The 14,107-nt window shown below is 48.8% G+C and carries 9 protein-coding genes and 1 riboswitch; of the genes, 5 read left to right on the forward strand and 4 right to left on the reverse strand.

The window, feature by feature from the left end; translation table 11 throughout:
- Nucleotides 1-213 precede the first annotated feature (213 nt).
- The 3 genes from ACFSVM_RS16210 (at nucleotide 214) to ACFSVM_RS16220 (ending at nucleotide 3,825) form a co-directional block, all read left to right on the forward strand.
- Nucleotides 214-963, forward strand: coding sequence for an IclR family transcriptional regulator (locus tag ACFSVM_RS16210; RefSeq protein WP_076314647.1), 750 nt, complete (start codon nucleotides 214-216; stop codon nucleotides 961-963).
- Nucleotides 964-1,079: 116 nt separating this feature from the next.
- Nucleotides 1,080-1,190, forward strand: a riboswitch (TPP riboswitch).
- 226 nt (nucleotides 1,191-1,416) lie between these two features.
- Nucleotides 1,417-3,228, forward strand: a complete 1,812-nt coding sequence (thiC, locus tag ACFSVM_RS16215; RefSeq protein WP_090725566.1) for a phosphomethylpyrimidine synthase ThiC — start codon at nucleotides 1,417-1,419, stop codon at nucleotides 3,226-3,228.
- Nucleotides 3,229-3,345: 117 nt separating this feature from the next.
- Complete coding sequence (locus ACFSVM_RS16220) at nucleotides 3,346-3,825, forward strand: pyridoxamine 5'-phosphate oxidase family protein (protein ID WP_090725564.1); 480 nt, start codon at nucleotides 3,346-3,348, stop codon at nucleotides 3,823-3,825.
- 84 nt (nucleotides 3,826-3,909) lie between these two features.
- Here ACFSVM_RS16220 and ACFSVM_RS16225 read toward each other — a convergent pair whose 3' ends face one another.
- Nucleotides 3,910-4,947 carry a hypothetical protein gene (locus tag ACFSVM_RS16225; RefSeq protein ID WP_379263377.1) on the reverse strand — a complete coding sequence of 346 codons (1,038 nt, stop codon included), beginning with the start codon at nucleotides 4,945-4,947 and terminating at the stop codon, nucleotides 3,910-3,912.
- Nucleotides 4,948-5,067: 120 nt separating this feature from the next.
- On the opposite strand from ACFSVM_RS16225, the gene ACFSVM_RS16230 reads away from it, so the two are divergent.
- Entirely contained in the window at nucleotides 5,068-5,922 is an 855-nt protein-coding gene (locus ACFSVM_RS16230) for a manganese catalase family protein (protein WP_076314643.1), read from the forward strand.
- Between the two features lie 168 nt (nucleotides 5,923-6,090).
- Here the strand turns inward: ACFSVM_RS16230 and ACFSVM_RS16235 are convergent, their stop codons facing one another.
- Nucleotides 6,091-7,521, reverse strand: a complete 1,431-nt coding sequence (locus tag ACFSVM_RS16235; RefSeq protein WP_379263379.1) for an amidohydrolase — start codon at nucleotides 7,519-7,521, stop codon at nucleotides 6,091-6,093.
- A 19-nt stretch (nucleotides 7,522-7,540) separates the two neighbouring features.
- Entirely contained in the window at nucleotides 7,541-8,776 is a 1,236-nt protein-coding gene (locus ACFSVM_RS16240) for an MFS transporter (RefSeq protein WP_379263381.1), read from the reverse strand.
- A 193-nt stretch (nucleotides 8,777-8,969) separates the two neighbouring features.
- Here ACFSVM_RS16240 and ACFSVM_RS16245 point away from each other — a divergent pair, with 193 nt between their 5' ends.
- Nucleotides 8,970-11,057, forward strand: coding sequence for a helix-turn-helix domain-containing protein (locus ACFSVM_RS16245; RefSeq protein ID WP_379263384.1), 2,088 nt, complete (start codon nucleotides 8,970-8,972; stop codon nucleotides 11,055-11,057).
- A gap of 73 nt (nucleotides 11,058-11,130) precedes the next feature.
- Here ACFSVM_RS16245 and acnA read toward each other — a convergent pair whose 3' ends face one another.
- Nucleotides 11,131-13,839, reverse strand: a complete 2,709-nt coding sequence (gene acnA / locus ACFSVM_RS16250) for an aconitate hydratase AcnA (RefSeq protein WP_379263386.1) — start codon at nucleotides 13,837-13,839, stop codon at nucleotides 11,131-11,133.
- Nucleotides 13,840-14,107: the final 268 nt, after the last annotated feature.

Consider the following 14,107-nt stretch of genomic DNA (forward strand, 5'->3'; position numbering starts at 1 on the left):
TACACACTTGTAATGTAAGTGAAATTATTGGTGAAAAATGTTTGTCAAGTGAAGGAAGACTTATTCCAAAATTTCTCCATTATGATCGATTGTTGAGAGAAATGAGCGGTTTAATTGAGATTAATTCTCAATTAAACCTTTACTTTGGTCATCGATTCTCATATAATTTATGTAACCAGGTTTCACGTGATGAAACAGAGAGGGGATTATGCCATGGAAGAGCAAGATCGCAAATTAACGGTTCGAGCGGTCGAGAGGGCATTGGATATTTTGTTATGCTTTACAGAGCAATCAGATCTGGGTCTTACAGAAATTTCGGGTAAGATCGGTTTACATAAAAGTACCGTTCATCGTTTAATGACAACACTGGAGGACAGGGGGTTTGTTGTGCGCAATCCTTCAACGGAGAAGTATAGGCTTGGTATTCGCATATGGGAGCTTGCGGCACATATGTCCCAGAGTGATGACCCGGCGATTCTACTGCTGCCTGCGATGGAGCGCCTTCGTGATCGCTTGGGAGAGACCGTTAGCTTGTATTTGAAGGACGGCAATGAGCGGATACGCGTTCAGGCCGTACAGAGCAATCAAGCGATCCGAAGGGTAGCACCTGTTGGTGTAAGGCTGCCCTTGTCCGTTGGTGCATCAAGCAAAGTGTTGGTTGCGTTTGCAGCAAGAGAAGAGCAGGAGCAGCTGATACGCAATTTTGATATCCCCTTGTCCGTTGATCAAGATATTTATATGAGTCAGCTGCAAGAGATCCGAGAATTGGGATATGCAACGAGCTATGAAGAGAGAGAGCCTGGAGCAGCAGCGGTATCAGCGCCGATCTTTGATCGCAAGGGTAAGGTGGCAGCGGCACTGTCATTATCCGGACCCGTCAGCAGGCTGTCGGAAGAGACACTTCGGGAATATGCGCCTATTGTTATGGAGACGGCGGCACAAATGGGTTTCATGCTGAGGTAATTCTCTCGGATTGGATGGAAAATAAAGGTTGAAAATATGCTCTGAATGAGATAATCTTGTATGGACCTTGATGCAGACGAAGGATGAGGTCAATCCATTTCTTTTAAACAACAATAACAATTTACTAGGGGAGCCCGAAATGCCGGGCTGAGATGGCACTGCAAGGTGCCGGACTCTTTGGACCTGATCTGGATCATACCAGCGTAGGGAAGTAATTGGCGATATAATGTGGATAGGATCCGTTGTATGCGGTGATGGCTCTGTTAGTGGTCTATGCAGATCTATTAGCCTGTACACCAAGATCTTATTTGGATTAGAGCTGATTCCCCTGTGGGAATGGGCTCTTTTTTTGTTGCCGCAGCTTCTATATAACTGGCTATCGTTTGTGAAGCTTCTGTCTTTCAAACGCAGCTCAGGAGAGGGCTACCCAACTCGACAAAGGAGGAAGCACATATGAATCATTCGAACAAAGGATTGAACACAGAGACATCGGCTATAAGAGGAGAACAATTAAAGATCGAATCTGGAAGGCTACAGCCATTCCCCGCCAGCAAGAGGGTATATATCCAAGGATCAAGGCCGGACATTGCCGTACCCGAACGTGAAATTGAGCTCCATCCCACCAGCACACCCCAAGGAGTAGAGCAGAATGAGCCATTTCGGGTTTACGATACGAGTGGACCCATGGGTGACATGAATACTGAAGTTGATATTCGTCAAGGCCTTCCACTCTTGCGTCAGAATTGGATCCTTGAGCGTGAAGATGTTGAGTTTTATGAAGGAAGAGAAATACGGCCAGAGGATAATGGGATTCGATCGGACAGAAGTGCCCAGCAGGAGGTAGAGGTGTTCCCGGGCGTCAGAAGACAGCCGCTCAGAGCCAAGTCAGGGCGATGTGTAACTCAGATGCATTATGCCAGAAAAGGGATCGTGACGCCTGAAATGGAGTTTGCAGCGATCCGCGAGGGGCTTGATCCGGAGCTTGTAAGGAGTGAGATTGCAAGAGGAAGGGCAATCCTGCCTGCAAATATTAATCATCCGGAAAGTGAGCCGATGCTGATCGGAAGCCGATTCCATGTTAAGATCAATGCGAATATCGGAAACTCTGCTGTTTCCTCTTCGATTGAGGAGGAGGTAGAGAAGATGAGCTGGGCTGTGCACTGGGGAGCGGATACAGTCATGGACCTCTCGACGGGCCGCCATATTCATACGACTAGAGAATGGATTATCCGCAATTCTCCTGTACCCATTGGGACAGTTCCACTCTATCAAGCGTTGGAGAAGGTGAACGGGGAGGCAGAGAAGCTCTCCTGGGAAATATACCGAGATACGCTGATCGAGCAGGCGGAGCAGGGTGTTGATTATTTTACGATTCATGCAGGCGTTCTTCTAAGATATATTCCAATGACAGCAGAGCGGATGACTGGAATTGTGTCACGGGGCGGTTCCATCATGGCAGCTTGGTGTCTGGCACATCATCAGGAGAACTTTTTGTACACTCATTTTGAAGAGATTTGTGAGATTATGAGCCGATATGATGTTGCTTTTTCACTTGGAGATGGACTAAGACCCGGCAGCATCTATGATGCGAACGATGAAGCCCAGATGGCAGAGCTGGCGACGCTCGGGGAGCTGACGAAGATCGCCTGGAAGCATGATGTGCAGGTGATGATTGAAGGTCCCGGACATGTACCCATGCATAAGATCAAAGAGAACGTCGATCTGCAGATGGAGATTTGTCAGGAAGCTCCATTTTACACGCTGGGTCCACTTACAACAGATATTGCTCCGGGATATGATCACATTACATCTGCGATCGGGGCAGCGATGATCGGCTGGTTTGGCACCTCTATGCTGTGCTACGTTACGCCGAAGGAGCATTTGGGACTGCCGGATAAGAATGATGTAAGGGAAGGGGTCATTGCCTATAAGATCGCTGCCCATGCTGCCGATCTGGCCAAGGGTCATCCTAGAGCGCACAGAAGAGATGATGCCCTCTCCAAAGCGAGATTTGAGTTCCGCTGGAAGGATCAGTTCAATCTGTCCCTTGATCCGGAGCGTGCCTTATCCTATCATGATGAGACTCTTCCTGCAGAAGGGGCGAAGACGGCGCATTTTTGTTCGATGTGCGGTCCGAAATTCTGCAGCATGCGCATCACTCAGGATATTCGAAATATGGCATCCGTTAAGGGAGTTAGTGAGAAGGAAGCGATCCATGCAGGTATGCAGGAGAAGGCAGAAGAATATCGGGGTCAGAATAGATGAATGAATGATCTCCCTATGATTGAGGAAAATAATGTGAGATCCCGTTTCGTAGATTGCAGATTCTCCAGTTGGTTAATATAAATGTGAGAGCCAGAAGCCAAGGAGGGAATCACATTTATGAATACTCCAGTAGTGAATCAAGAAGCAATTGAGACGGTAAGAGGTTTGATCAAGGATATAGATACAGCGATGCTGACCACCGTAACTCCAGAAGGATTGGTCTCGCGTCCGATGAAGACACAGGAGGTTGAATTTGACGGAGATCTCTGGTTCCTGACGAAAAAGGACACAAATAAGTATCGGGAATTGATGCAAAATCCGCTGGTCAATGTAGCCTATGTCGGTAAATCCTATGTTTCCATTCGGGGTGAAGCGGAGCTGATTCAGGATCCGGCGAAAGTGAAGGAGTTCTGGAACAAAGCCTATGAGATGCTGCTTGATGTTTCTTATGACGACCCTTCGCTGGTGCTCATCAAGATTCAGGCAGATACCGCCGAGTATTGGGAAACAGGCAGTAAAACGAAGCTGGTCAAGAATCTGTTCAACAAAATGACAGGCAAGAATGAGATGGATTTGAACAAGACCGTAGATCTGTGACGGAGCTTGTACAGGATTGCACATAAAGGGGGCCCGTCTATGGGCCTCCACTTTTTTTGTGCGATGAATTATTAATGCTGTGAATCAACTCCATATTTGAGGGTGGGCGTTGATAATATCATCAGCTGTCTTGGAAAGTGCAGGCAAGTAGTTTAGAATTTGCCCTGCCCTATTCAGATAAGCCTCAGGTGTACCGATGCCTAGATCATTGATCAGCGCCTGGAAGGCAGGTGCAAGTGACTGCTTAGTCTCCGGTGAAGCGTCAGCATCCAAAATTTTGTGACATCGGGCAAAAGTAGCTGCTATCCAAAACACAGCCTCAAGGTGATTTCCGGATTCAATAAGCTCGCGGCTTCCCTCGATCACAATGGGTCGTGCGCTTACTGTAATATCGGAGCTGAAAAAGAAAGGGGTAGACGATACATCCGCAGCTGTATCAAAGGTTATTTCAAGCTGTTCAAGATGCTGACGAACTTGTTCCGCGGTCATCTGATCACAGCCGAGCAGCTGCAGTAGTTCAGTGTATACCGGGAGCTGATTATACTGGGCGAGTACCTCTCGCACGCGGAGATACCGTAAACGGACCGTCGGATTTTGCAGTGCAGCGGTGAGAAGGACATGTGTTGTAATGGCAGCCGGGAAGAGAAGTGCTGTGATTCGATCATAGAGAGGCAGCGTCATATCTATGGATTGGAGCCCTGCCTCTATTTTATGAAGGGCGTTTTTACATCGCTTCTCGACCCATGACTTTTGAGCATAGTGCTGAGATACCTGCTGGTATATCGGATACAGACGTGAATAAGGATCGGCGATGATCGTGTTCGTGCGAAAGCTTCCGGCCAAATGGTAGTTTGTAAGCACTTTCTCTACTGAATCGAACAGATCCCACGGCAGATAGGTTACTTCCAGCAAGACATTTTGATATCGGAATTTCCCGAGTTTAATAGAAGGTACTTCTTGAGTAACAAGGACAATATCAACATCCGAAGCAGGAGGCAGCATAGCGTTGTCAGGTAGAGGAACAGTAGAGCCGCTGAAATAAGCGCCGAGATAACCGGGACATTGACTTCCGTGGCTCATTACCCAATTTACTGCTGCTTGTCTGGCAGAACCGATATTCATCTGTACACTCCTTTCAGGTGCTCTAGAAAGATATCGTGACTTCCTCTTTTTGCATAAAACAGGAGCTCTTGAAACAAAATAGGATGTATTTCAAATTCGCCAATAAAGTAGGTGTTCCCTGTGTATTTCTACAAAGAGGATCTTATCAACATTATCGTGCCTGACAAGCCTGATCCCGCTGCAGCTAAGGTACTGCAAGAAGCTTTGGGTGGACGGTTCGGCGAAATGCGTACGATGATGCAGTATTTTTTTCAGAGCAGTAATTTCCGTGGGAATAAGACCCAGTATCGGGATTTGATGCGAGGTGTATTTCTGGAGGAGATCAGCCATGTGGAGCTGGTGCAAACGACCATTAATCAGCTGCTGAATGGATCAGGCGAAGAGACGCCGGGTAATGCAGGAGTAGATGGCGCTCCATTGGATGAGGCTGTTCGCCATGCAAATCCGCATCATTACATTGTTGGTGCACAAGGGTCTCTGCCCGTAGATGCGGCCGGGAATCCATGGATGGGCAACTACGTATATAACCATGGTAATCTTGTAGCTGACCTTATGGATAATCTGGTTCTTGAATCAACAGGAGTTCTGCAAAAATCCCGTATTTATGAAATGAGCTCCAATAAGACGTTCAGAGAAACCTTGGCTTTTCTCATCGTGCGGGATAATGCCCATCAGAATGCGTTCGCCAAAGCGCTTGAGACGCTTGGTGTAGAGTGGGGCAAACTGTTCCCGGTACCTAATTATGATATCAACAAGTATCCGGAGTGCAGAAAATATGTGGACATGGGCTTTCATAACGCACAGTTTAACTTTAGGCTGGACGATACCCGGATCGGAGAAATTTTCAGTGGTAAATCTCCAAGCCGCAATGGTGGTGAGCTTGAGGTAACACCTCCTCCAATCGGTCATCCGGTACCCATGCTGCCAGACATGCCAAATGAGCATGCCCCAGGTCTTAATGATTTAAACACATAACAGCCTGGTTTTCTTATGAAAATACGAGTAGAACCAACATAAAAACTCCAGCTTCCCCCTTGCCTGAAAGCGAGGAAGCTGGAGTTTTTCTAATGGGAACATAATCGGCTAGAGAATGAACATGATTCGCGCGCCGACTTGGTCGCATATCTAGTATACGCATTATAGTCAGCCTGCCGGTACCGTCATTTTGATATGAGCTGGCACCGGAGGCTTCACTTCAGCGGGAATTCCGGCTCTGAAAGAGACCCCATTTGCTCTTTCCTTAAATTCAGCCTTGGCCTGCTCAATGACACCATTCGTATTCAGAAGCAGATCATAGGCGGATAGAGCCATCAGCTTCGCGGCATAGTGCATCCCCTTCATTCCAATGGAGGAGCCGAAGGCGGCCGTGGCCTGCCAAGTGTGGACTTGGACACCGAGCGGAGCACAGGTCGTCATGATCTGACCCATCGGTGTGATCCAGGACACATCACCCACATCAGAGGAGCCGCCCATCGTCATACCGAAGACATGTTTATTGTTAATAAACTCCGTTGGTAGAATAGATTGTTCAGAGAGCAGGGCAGCTTCTGCATTGGCTGCAAGGACGTCTGGATGAACGCTTTTCAGCAGCTGTTCGGCGAAGGCCTCTTCTTCCGGAGTGAAACGGATAGTTTCTGCAATTTCGGTTTGAGCATGCATAAGATCATTCAACGTGGCATTTGGCAGTGTATCGTAGCAGCCTGCTTTGATATCCGAGCGTACACTCGTTTCTGTCATCAATGCCGCACCTTGAGCGATTTTGATGAGTCTCTCGAGCAGATGATCGACGGCTGCACGGTCTTTTCCGCGTAAAAAGTAGTATACGCTTGCCGCATCCGGCACGATATTCGGAGCCTGACCGCCGTTTGTAATCTGATAATGGATCCGGCTGCCGTCCGGCACATGCTCACGAAGGTAATTGGCGCCGACGTTCATCAGCTCAACCGCATCCAGGGCGCTGCGGCCAAGGTGAGGGGCGGCTCCGGCGTGTGCGGTACGACCCGAGAAGAAGAACTCCACACCAGTCAGTGCCTGCATGCTGTAATTCGCCGCCATGTTGGAGCTGCCTGGATGCCAAGTGAGCACACAGTCCAGATCGTCGAACACGCCGTCACGAGCCATAAAGGTCTTGCCGGATAACAGCTCTTCTGCCGGGCAGCCATAATATCGAACGGTACCGGGGAGCGTTCCTTCGTGAATGAGCTGCTTAAGCGCGGTGACCGCTTCTACTCCCGCTGTGCCAAGCAGGTTGTGTCCGCAGCCATGACCGGGTCCGCCGGGAACAATCGGTGTCTGATCTGGACTTACCGTTTGGGACAGACCAGGAAGGGCGTCAAACTCGCCGAGGATGCCGATCACCGGACTACCCTGACCATATTCGGCAACAAAGGCGGTAGGAATTTCACCCACGCCAGTTGTGATTCGAAAGCCTTCCTGTTCCAGCAGGCCAGCCTGAAGAGAGGAGGCGTAGGATTCCGTGTAGCCGACCTCCGGATGCTCCCATATATCCTTAGCCATTTTTGTGAAACGCGGCTCACTTTCGTTAAGGGCTTGAATCAGGTTTGATTTGCTCATGCCTTATACCTCCTAAGATTTAGTGTCTTGCCGTCAAAGCGACTGCAGATGAATCTGTAATAGGCTCGTCAGGCTGTTTGTCCAATTTAGGGATGGTTAATGAAATGATTGCAGCGACAAGGCAGGATGCCGTGAGGAATAAAAAAGCACTGTTGTAAGAGCTTGTAGCTGAGATAAGAAAACCCATTATAGCGGGAGAGAGGATACCTGCAGCCTGTCCACCAAAGTTGATCATACCAAAGGCGGTACCGACGACTCTTTGCTTCATCAGCCGGTGAGGCAGCGTGAACACAAAGGACAGTGTGAAGGAGCCAAACGCCATGGCAAGACTCATGCATAGCATAATTTCAGCGAGTCCGCCGGCACGTGTAACGAGGAATAAGAATAGAGCATACATGAACAGGCAGCTTGTGACCACATACTTCACCTTGGCTCCGATTCGATCGATAATCCGGCCGCTGATGAGCATGCCAAGAGCAGCGACGACTGCGGGAATAGCGGACACAAGACCAGCTGCCTTCAGATCAATCCCTTGTGCTTCTATGAGATAGGTAGGCATCCACGAAGAGAGTCCCCAGCTGGCAATGTTGGCGAAGAAGAAGAGCGCCATGACCCTCCACAAAGTCGTATTGCGCAGCAGTTCCTTGTATACACCCTTCTCCGCTTGGGGTGAAGCCGCACTTTGTTTGACAGAAGATCCGCGGGTGATATAGAGGAACCATATAACGAGAACTACACCAAGCAGGGAAATGGCGAGAAATGTATGTCTCCATCCTAACCACAGGAGCAGCGGTGTGCAAATTATAGGAGCGATGGCTCCTCCGAGTGCATTGGAGGACATCATGGTCGTTTGAGCCTTGGTGCGTTTTTCTCTGGCAAAATAATCAGAGATGGCTTTGGTGCTGGCAGAAGGATAAGCCCCTTCCCCAATTCCGAAGAGGAAACGAATTACGAGCAGAGAGGCCAGGGACCAGGCGGCGCCGGATAAACCGGTGAAGAGGGACCAGAACAGGATTGCGACGACAATGACCTTGCGTGAACCGAACTTGTCCGCGAGCCATCCACCGGGAATCTGCATGAGCGCATAGCCGACGAAAAAGCTGCTCAGCACAATTCCGAGTGCCGAAGCATCCAGACTCATGTCTTTGCCCATTTGACTGAGAGCAAGCGTAATTACTCCTCGGTCGATATAGGAGACAATCCAGGCTGCAAATAAGGCGGTAAGTATCCATTTACTGTTAGGTTCTTTTTTCATAGCATCACGCTCCAAACGGTTGTGTTAAGTATGGTAACATTTTATAATGTGAGTTAACGAAAATCATTGTTCATTTGACTAATGTTTTATATAGAAAATTGTATGAATTTCCAATGACAATCTATTTTAAATTAAAAGGTATTTATTTATGTTATATTATCTAACATATATCGAGTGGGGAGGGGGGGTTAAGGTGGATTTGCTCCTTTTTTTGGAGAAGAAATTTGGAGACGTAGAGTATGGAGCATGGTTTCTTACGGAGAATGATGGAAGCTTATACCTGTGGCTGGGAACAGACGGAGCAGACAGGTTGATCGAGAAAGTGAAGAGGAACGTAATGGGATTGCCGCTTCAACAGCATATGGAGAGGCTGGTATGCCGTTCCCTGCGAGTGGAGAATTCTGCACTCTTATCCATCTATTTTACACCGAATGATGCCTCAGAGCAGAGACACATGCTGATGCTGATTGAAGCCGAAGGTGGAATGACAGACAGAGAGCTTGAGCAGCTGGAGCTGCTGACCAGAATGGAGCTGCTGACGAGAAGGCTTGCGAAGCAAAAGCTGGATCACGAACGCTGGCTTGAGGGGCTCCGGGCACTGACCTCTTCCCTTGACCTGAATGAATTGCTTCTGCACATTATGCAAAATGCACTGAAGGTCATTCCCACTGCGGACTGCGGCTTCTTCATGATGTATGACGAGGCAGAGAAGAGGCTGGTGCCCAGGGCGAGCATTGGAATTAAAGATACAATCTATCAGTTTCAGACAAGGCACAGCCAGGGGATTACAGGTAAAGTATTTACGAGCGGGATCGGCAAAATATATACCTCAAGATCGGCCCTGGATGCGATGGATGATGTTCCAAAGGATGCGCTGAGTTATCTTGTTAACGCTTTTGGCGGAGACGTGGTGCAGGTAATATCTGTCATCGCAGTCCCAGTCACGATGAATCGGGATCGGATCGGGGTCATGCTGGTGCATCAGCTAGAGGATGGCAGGAGGCCTTTTCATGATCAGGACCTGCTTCATCTTCAGGGCTTTGCAGATCAGGCCGCTATTGCGATATCCAATGCAAGGATGTACTCAGAGCTGCGGGAAGCGAATGAGTATCTCGTGAAACGGAGCGATATTCACAATGTATTTACCAAGCTGTCTGTCCGGCAGGAAAGTGTGGAGGTGCTGGTTGGTCAAGTGCTTGCTATGCTGAAGCTGCCGCTGCGATTTGTTGACCTGCTGCTGAACAACTGGCATCCTGCAGCTGACGATAAGCATGAGCTCTCCGATCTGGACTTGTTCCAAATGTTTGAGGAGAATAAAGCTCCTGTCACGATACCAGGTAGTCAAGATCCTGCGTATTACCTGTACCCCGTCGTGAATGGCCCAGTGCTGCTGGGTGTGTTCGTGATTCCACTCCTTCGTACGTTGGAGCCGCTGGATCATATTGTACTAGAGCAGGGAGGTGCGATCGTTGCACTCCAGCTAATGAACACGCATTCTGCCACGGAAATGTATTACAAACGGAGTCATGAGTTTTTTAATGAGCTGGTGCAGTTTCGTGAGCCTGAGCGTGTAGCGGCCAAGATGAGTAATTTTGGACTGCCTAAGGACGTTCCTCTATTCGTTAGTGTCCTTCATCTTCTGGGAGAGCACGGAGATCTGAAGCAGCGTGAGATTTTTTTGCGTAAATTAATACTCGATTTGGAAAAAGAGCTTGGCCATACTGAGAAGCTGCTGTTTGGCTCCCATGATAAAGTAACGATCATTGCAGCAGCGCTGAATTCCACTCAGCAAAAGCAAATGGTGGAACGGATGAGAGCAGCTGCCGAGCGATGGGCAAAATCTACAGGCAAATCCGTGAGCGGGGGCATTGGCAGCTTGTACAGTGGTCTTGAACAGGTGGCCAGAAGTAACGATGAGGCACTCGATGCCTTATCCTTTCTGCTCCGCAGGCAAAAGACAGGGCTTACCCGTTATGAGGATATCGGGGTGAACCAATTGTTTCTCAATCAGGAGCCTGCAAAGATCGGGCATTATATCGAAAGTGTGCTGTCTCCACTGTATTCAAGGGGTAAGCAGCAGGGTGAGGATCTGGAGCGCACGTTAAAAGCTTACATGGCTGCGAATCGTTCCGCTTCAGCAGCAGCTGAAGTGCTGCATATTCACATCAATACGCTGTACCACCGGCTGCACAAGATTGAGGAACTGATGCAGGTCAGTCTAAGCGATCCTGATGACTGGCTCAAGGTATATCTGGCTTGCCATCTCAGCGAGACCTATTAATCAGGTGATATTAAAAAGGGCCGTATCCAGCTGCCGAGAGGCAGGGGATACGGCCTTACTATTTGTACGTCGATTATTTCATCAACTGACGAAGTACGGTTTGCAGAATACCGCCATTATGGTAGTAATCCACGTCAACCATGCTGTCGAGACGCGCGATAACAGGGAACTCAAATTTAGTACCGTCCTCGCGTGTTGCAGTTACAGTCAATTCTTCACCTGGAGTGACCTCGTTGGAGAGACCTACGATATCAAACGTTTCACGCCCGTTCAATCCAAGGCTGGACCATCCATAGCCTTCTTTGAACTGAAGCGGAAGTACGCCCATACCAACCAGGTTACTGCGGTGAATCCGCTCGAAGCTCTCAGCGATAACAGCTTTGACGCCTAGGAGAAGCGTACCTTTGGCTGCCCAGTCACGGGAGCTTCCTGTACCATACTCTTTACCAGCCAGTACGATGAGGTTTCTGCCTTTCTCCTGATACTTCATAGAAGCATCGTAGATGGACATGACTTCATCGGTAGGGAGGTATTTGGTAACCCCGCCTTCCGTGCCTGGTGCCACTTGGTTACGAATACGGATGTTGGCAAATGTTCCGCGCATCATAACTTCATGGTTACCGCGGCGAGAACCGTAGGAGTTGAAGTCCTTGCGTTCTACACCATGGTCTTTGAGGTACAGACCAGCCGGGCTGGTTGGCGAAATATTACCTGCAGGCGAGATATGGTCGGTCGTTACAGAATCGCCAAGCAGTGCAAGCACGCGTGCATCACGAATGTTCTGGATATCGTTCAGATCACCTTCAAGTCCTTCAAAGAACGGCGGGTTCTGAATGTATGTCGAGTTCTCATCCCACTCATACAATTCGCCTTCTGGAACTTCAATTGCATTCCAGCGTTCATTGGCAGTGAAGACGTTCGCGTATTTATTCCGGAACATATCTGCGTTAAGCGAGACATTAATTGCTTCTTGGATTTCTGCGGAAGTCGGCCAGATATCCTTAAGATATACAGGCTGATTGCTCTGATCATAGCCAATCGGATCGTTCTGCAGATCGATGTTCACCGTACCTGCCAGCGCATAAGCAACAACCAGCGGCGGAGAAGCCAGGTAGTTTGCTTTGACCTGAGCATGAACACGGCCTTCGAAGTTACGGTTACCCGATAGTACTGCAGCAACGGTCAAATCGTTGTCAGCAATCGCCTGACTCACTTCATCTGGAAGCGGACCGGAGTTACCGATACAAGTTGCACATCCGTAGCCGGCAACGTTAAAGCCCAGCTTCTCAAGCGGATCGAGCAGGTTTGCCTTGGTCAGGTACTCTGTAACAACAAGAGATCCTGGAGTCAGCGAGGTCTTCACATAACCAGGCTTGGTCAGTCCGCGTTCTACCGCTTTCTTCGCAAGAAGACCTGCGCCGACCATAACACTTGGGTTGGAAGTGTTCGTACAGCTCGTAATTGCAGCAATTACAACTGCGCCTGGAGCCAGTTCACTCTTGGAACCGTCAGGATGGGTAACAGGCACTTTCTCTGCGATCTTCTCATCGCTTAGTCCGTAACCGCCCTTGTCGATTGGTGTGCGGACAATGCCTTCCCAATTCTCTTTCATATGAGACAGCTCAATCCGGTCTTGAGGACGTTTAGGTCCTGCAAGGCTCGGTACAACCGATGCCAGATCAAGCTCAATGGTATCTGTAAAGACTGGATCTTCGGTATGGTTCGTACGGAACATGCCTTGGGCTTTGTAGTATGCTTCAACCAGCTCGATTTGTTCTTCAGAACGACCCGTATTGCGAAGGTAGTTCAGCGTCTCTTGATCGACCGGGAAGAAACCAACAGTTGCACCGTATTCCGGAGCCATGTTAGCTACGGTCGCACGGTCAGCCAAGCTGATGTTGGACAGGCCAGGACCATAGAATTCTACGAATTTGCCGACAACACCCTTCTTACGAAGCATTTCGGTAACCGTCAGGGCAAGGTCAGTAGCTGTAGAGCCCTCTGCCAGGCTGCCTGTCAGCTTGAATCCGATAACCTCAGGCGTTACGAAGTAGAGAGGTTGTCCAAGCATTCCGGCTTCTGCCTCGATACCGCCGACACCCCAGCCTACGACGCCGAGACCGTTGATCATCGTTGTATGAGAATCCGTACCCACCAGAGAGTCCGGGAACACAACGGTTTCACCGTCAATCTCTTTGGTTGCAGCTACGGAAGCGAGATATTCAAGGTTAACCTGGTGAACAATCCCTGTAGAAGGTGGAACTGCACGGAAATTGTCAAAAGCAGTCTGCGCCCAGCGAAGGAAGCGATAACGCTCTTCATTGCGCTCAAACTCTACTTTGATGTTATAGTCTAGTGCGCTGTTTGTTCCGAATGCATCGACCATGACCGAGTGGTCAATAACGAGATCGACAGGAACGAGCGGATTGATCTTCTTCGGATCGCCGCCGGCTTTCTTCACCGTATCGCGCATAGCGGCAAGGTCAACGACCACCGGAACGCCAGTAAAGTCCTGCAGTACAATACGCGCAGGAATAAAAGGAATTTCTTTGTTGTTATCTTTGCCTTCTGCCCAGCCTGTAAGCTGGCTTACATGATCTTCAGTAATAGCGCGTCCATCAAACTGACGGATCGCCGCTTCGAGGAGCACCTTAATGGAGAAAGGCAGCTTGGAAATGTCGCCGCGTCCTTGCTCTTCGAGCGTTTTGAGGCTGTAATAGCGGTACGTTTTGCCTCCGACTTCAAGCGAGCTTGCAGCAGAGAAATGATTCTGTTGAGACATGGATGTACCTCCTTGATTAATAGTATGCCAGAAGTTCATTTTATCCGATCAATGTCCATGGAGTTTCACGCTGTGAAACGTAATTTCAAAAATGAACTTTTGACTTTAGTATACCGTTTTCATCCATTAACGTAAAGTTTTTTTTCTTGTAATGAAGCCTATTTTTGCAGGGAAGAGAATGCTTCAGCTCTCTCTGGATAGGCCCCGTACATACCAAGATAAACTTAGTCATATAGTGAAAAGAGAAGGTAAACATACGATCGAGAGG

It is taken from the genome of Paenibacillus shunpengii, assembly GCF_042684905.1.
In the GTDB taxonomy this organism is placed as follows: domain Bacteria; phylum Bacillota; class Bacilli; order Paenibacillales; family Paenibacillaceae; genus Paenibacillus; species Paenibacillus shunpengii.

Bases quoted from the DNA above. Each gene is read 5' to 3' on its own strand.
- ACFSVM_RS16210 (WP_076314647.1), top strand. From the start codon at position 214: ATGGAAGAGCAAGATCGCAAATTAACGGTTCGAGCGGTCGAGAGGGCA.
- thiC (WP_090725566.1), top strand. From the start codon at position 1,417: ATGAATCATTCGAACAAAGGATTGAACACAGAGACATCGGCTATAAGA.
- ACFSVM_RS16220 (WP_090725564.1), top strand. From the start codon at position 3,346: ATGAATACTCCAGTAGTGAATCAAGAAGCAATTGAGACGGTAAGAGGT.
- ACFSVM_RS16225 (WP_379263377.1), bottom strand. From the start codon at position 4,947: ATGAATATCGGTTCTGCCAGACAAGCAGCAGTAAATTGGGTAATGAGC.
- ACFSVM_RS16235 (WP_379263379.1), bottom strand. From the start codon at position 7,521: ATGAGCAAATCAAACCTGATTCAAGCCCTTAACGAAAGTGAGCCGCGT.
- ACFSVM_RS16240 (WP_379263381.1), bottom strand. From the start codon at position 8,776: ATGAAAAAAGAACCTAACAGTAAATGGATACTTACCGCCTTATTTGCA.
- acnA (WP_379263386.1), bottom strand. From the start codon at position 13,839: ATGTCTCAACAGAATCATTTCTCTGCTGCAAGCTCGCTTGAAGTCGGA.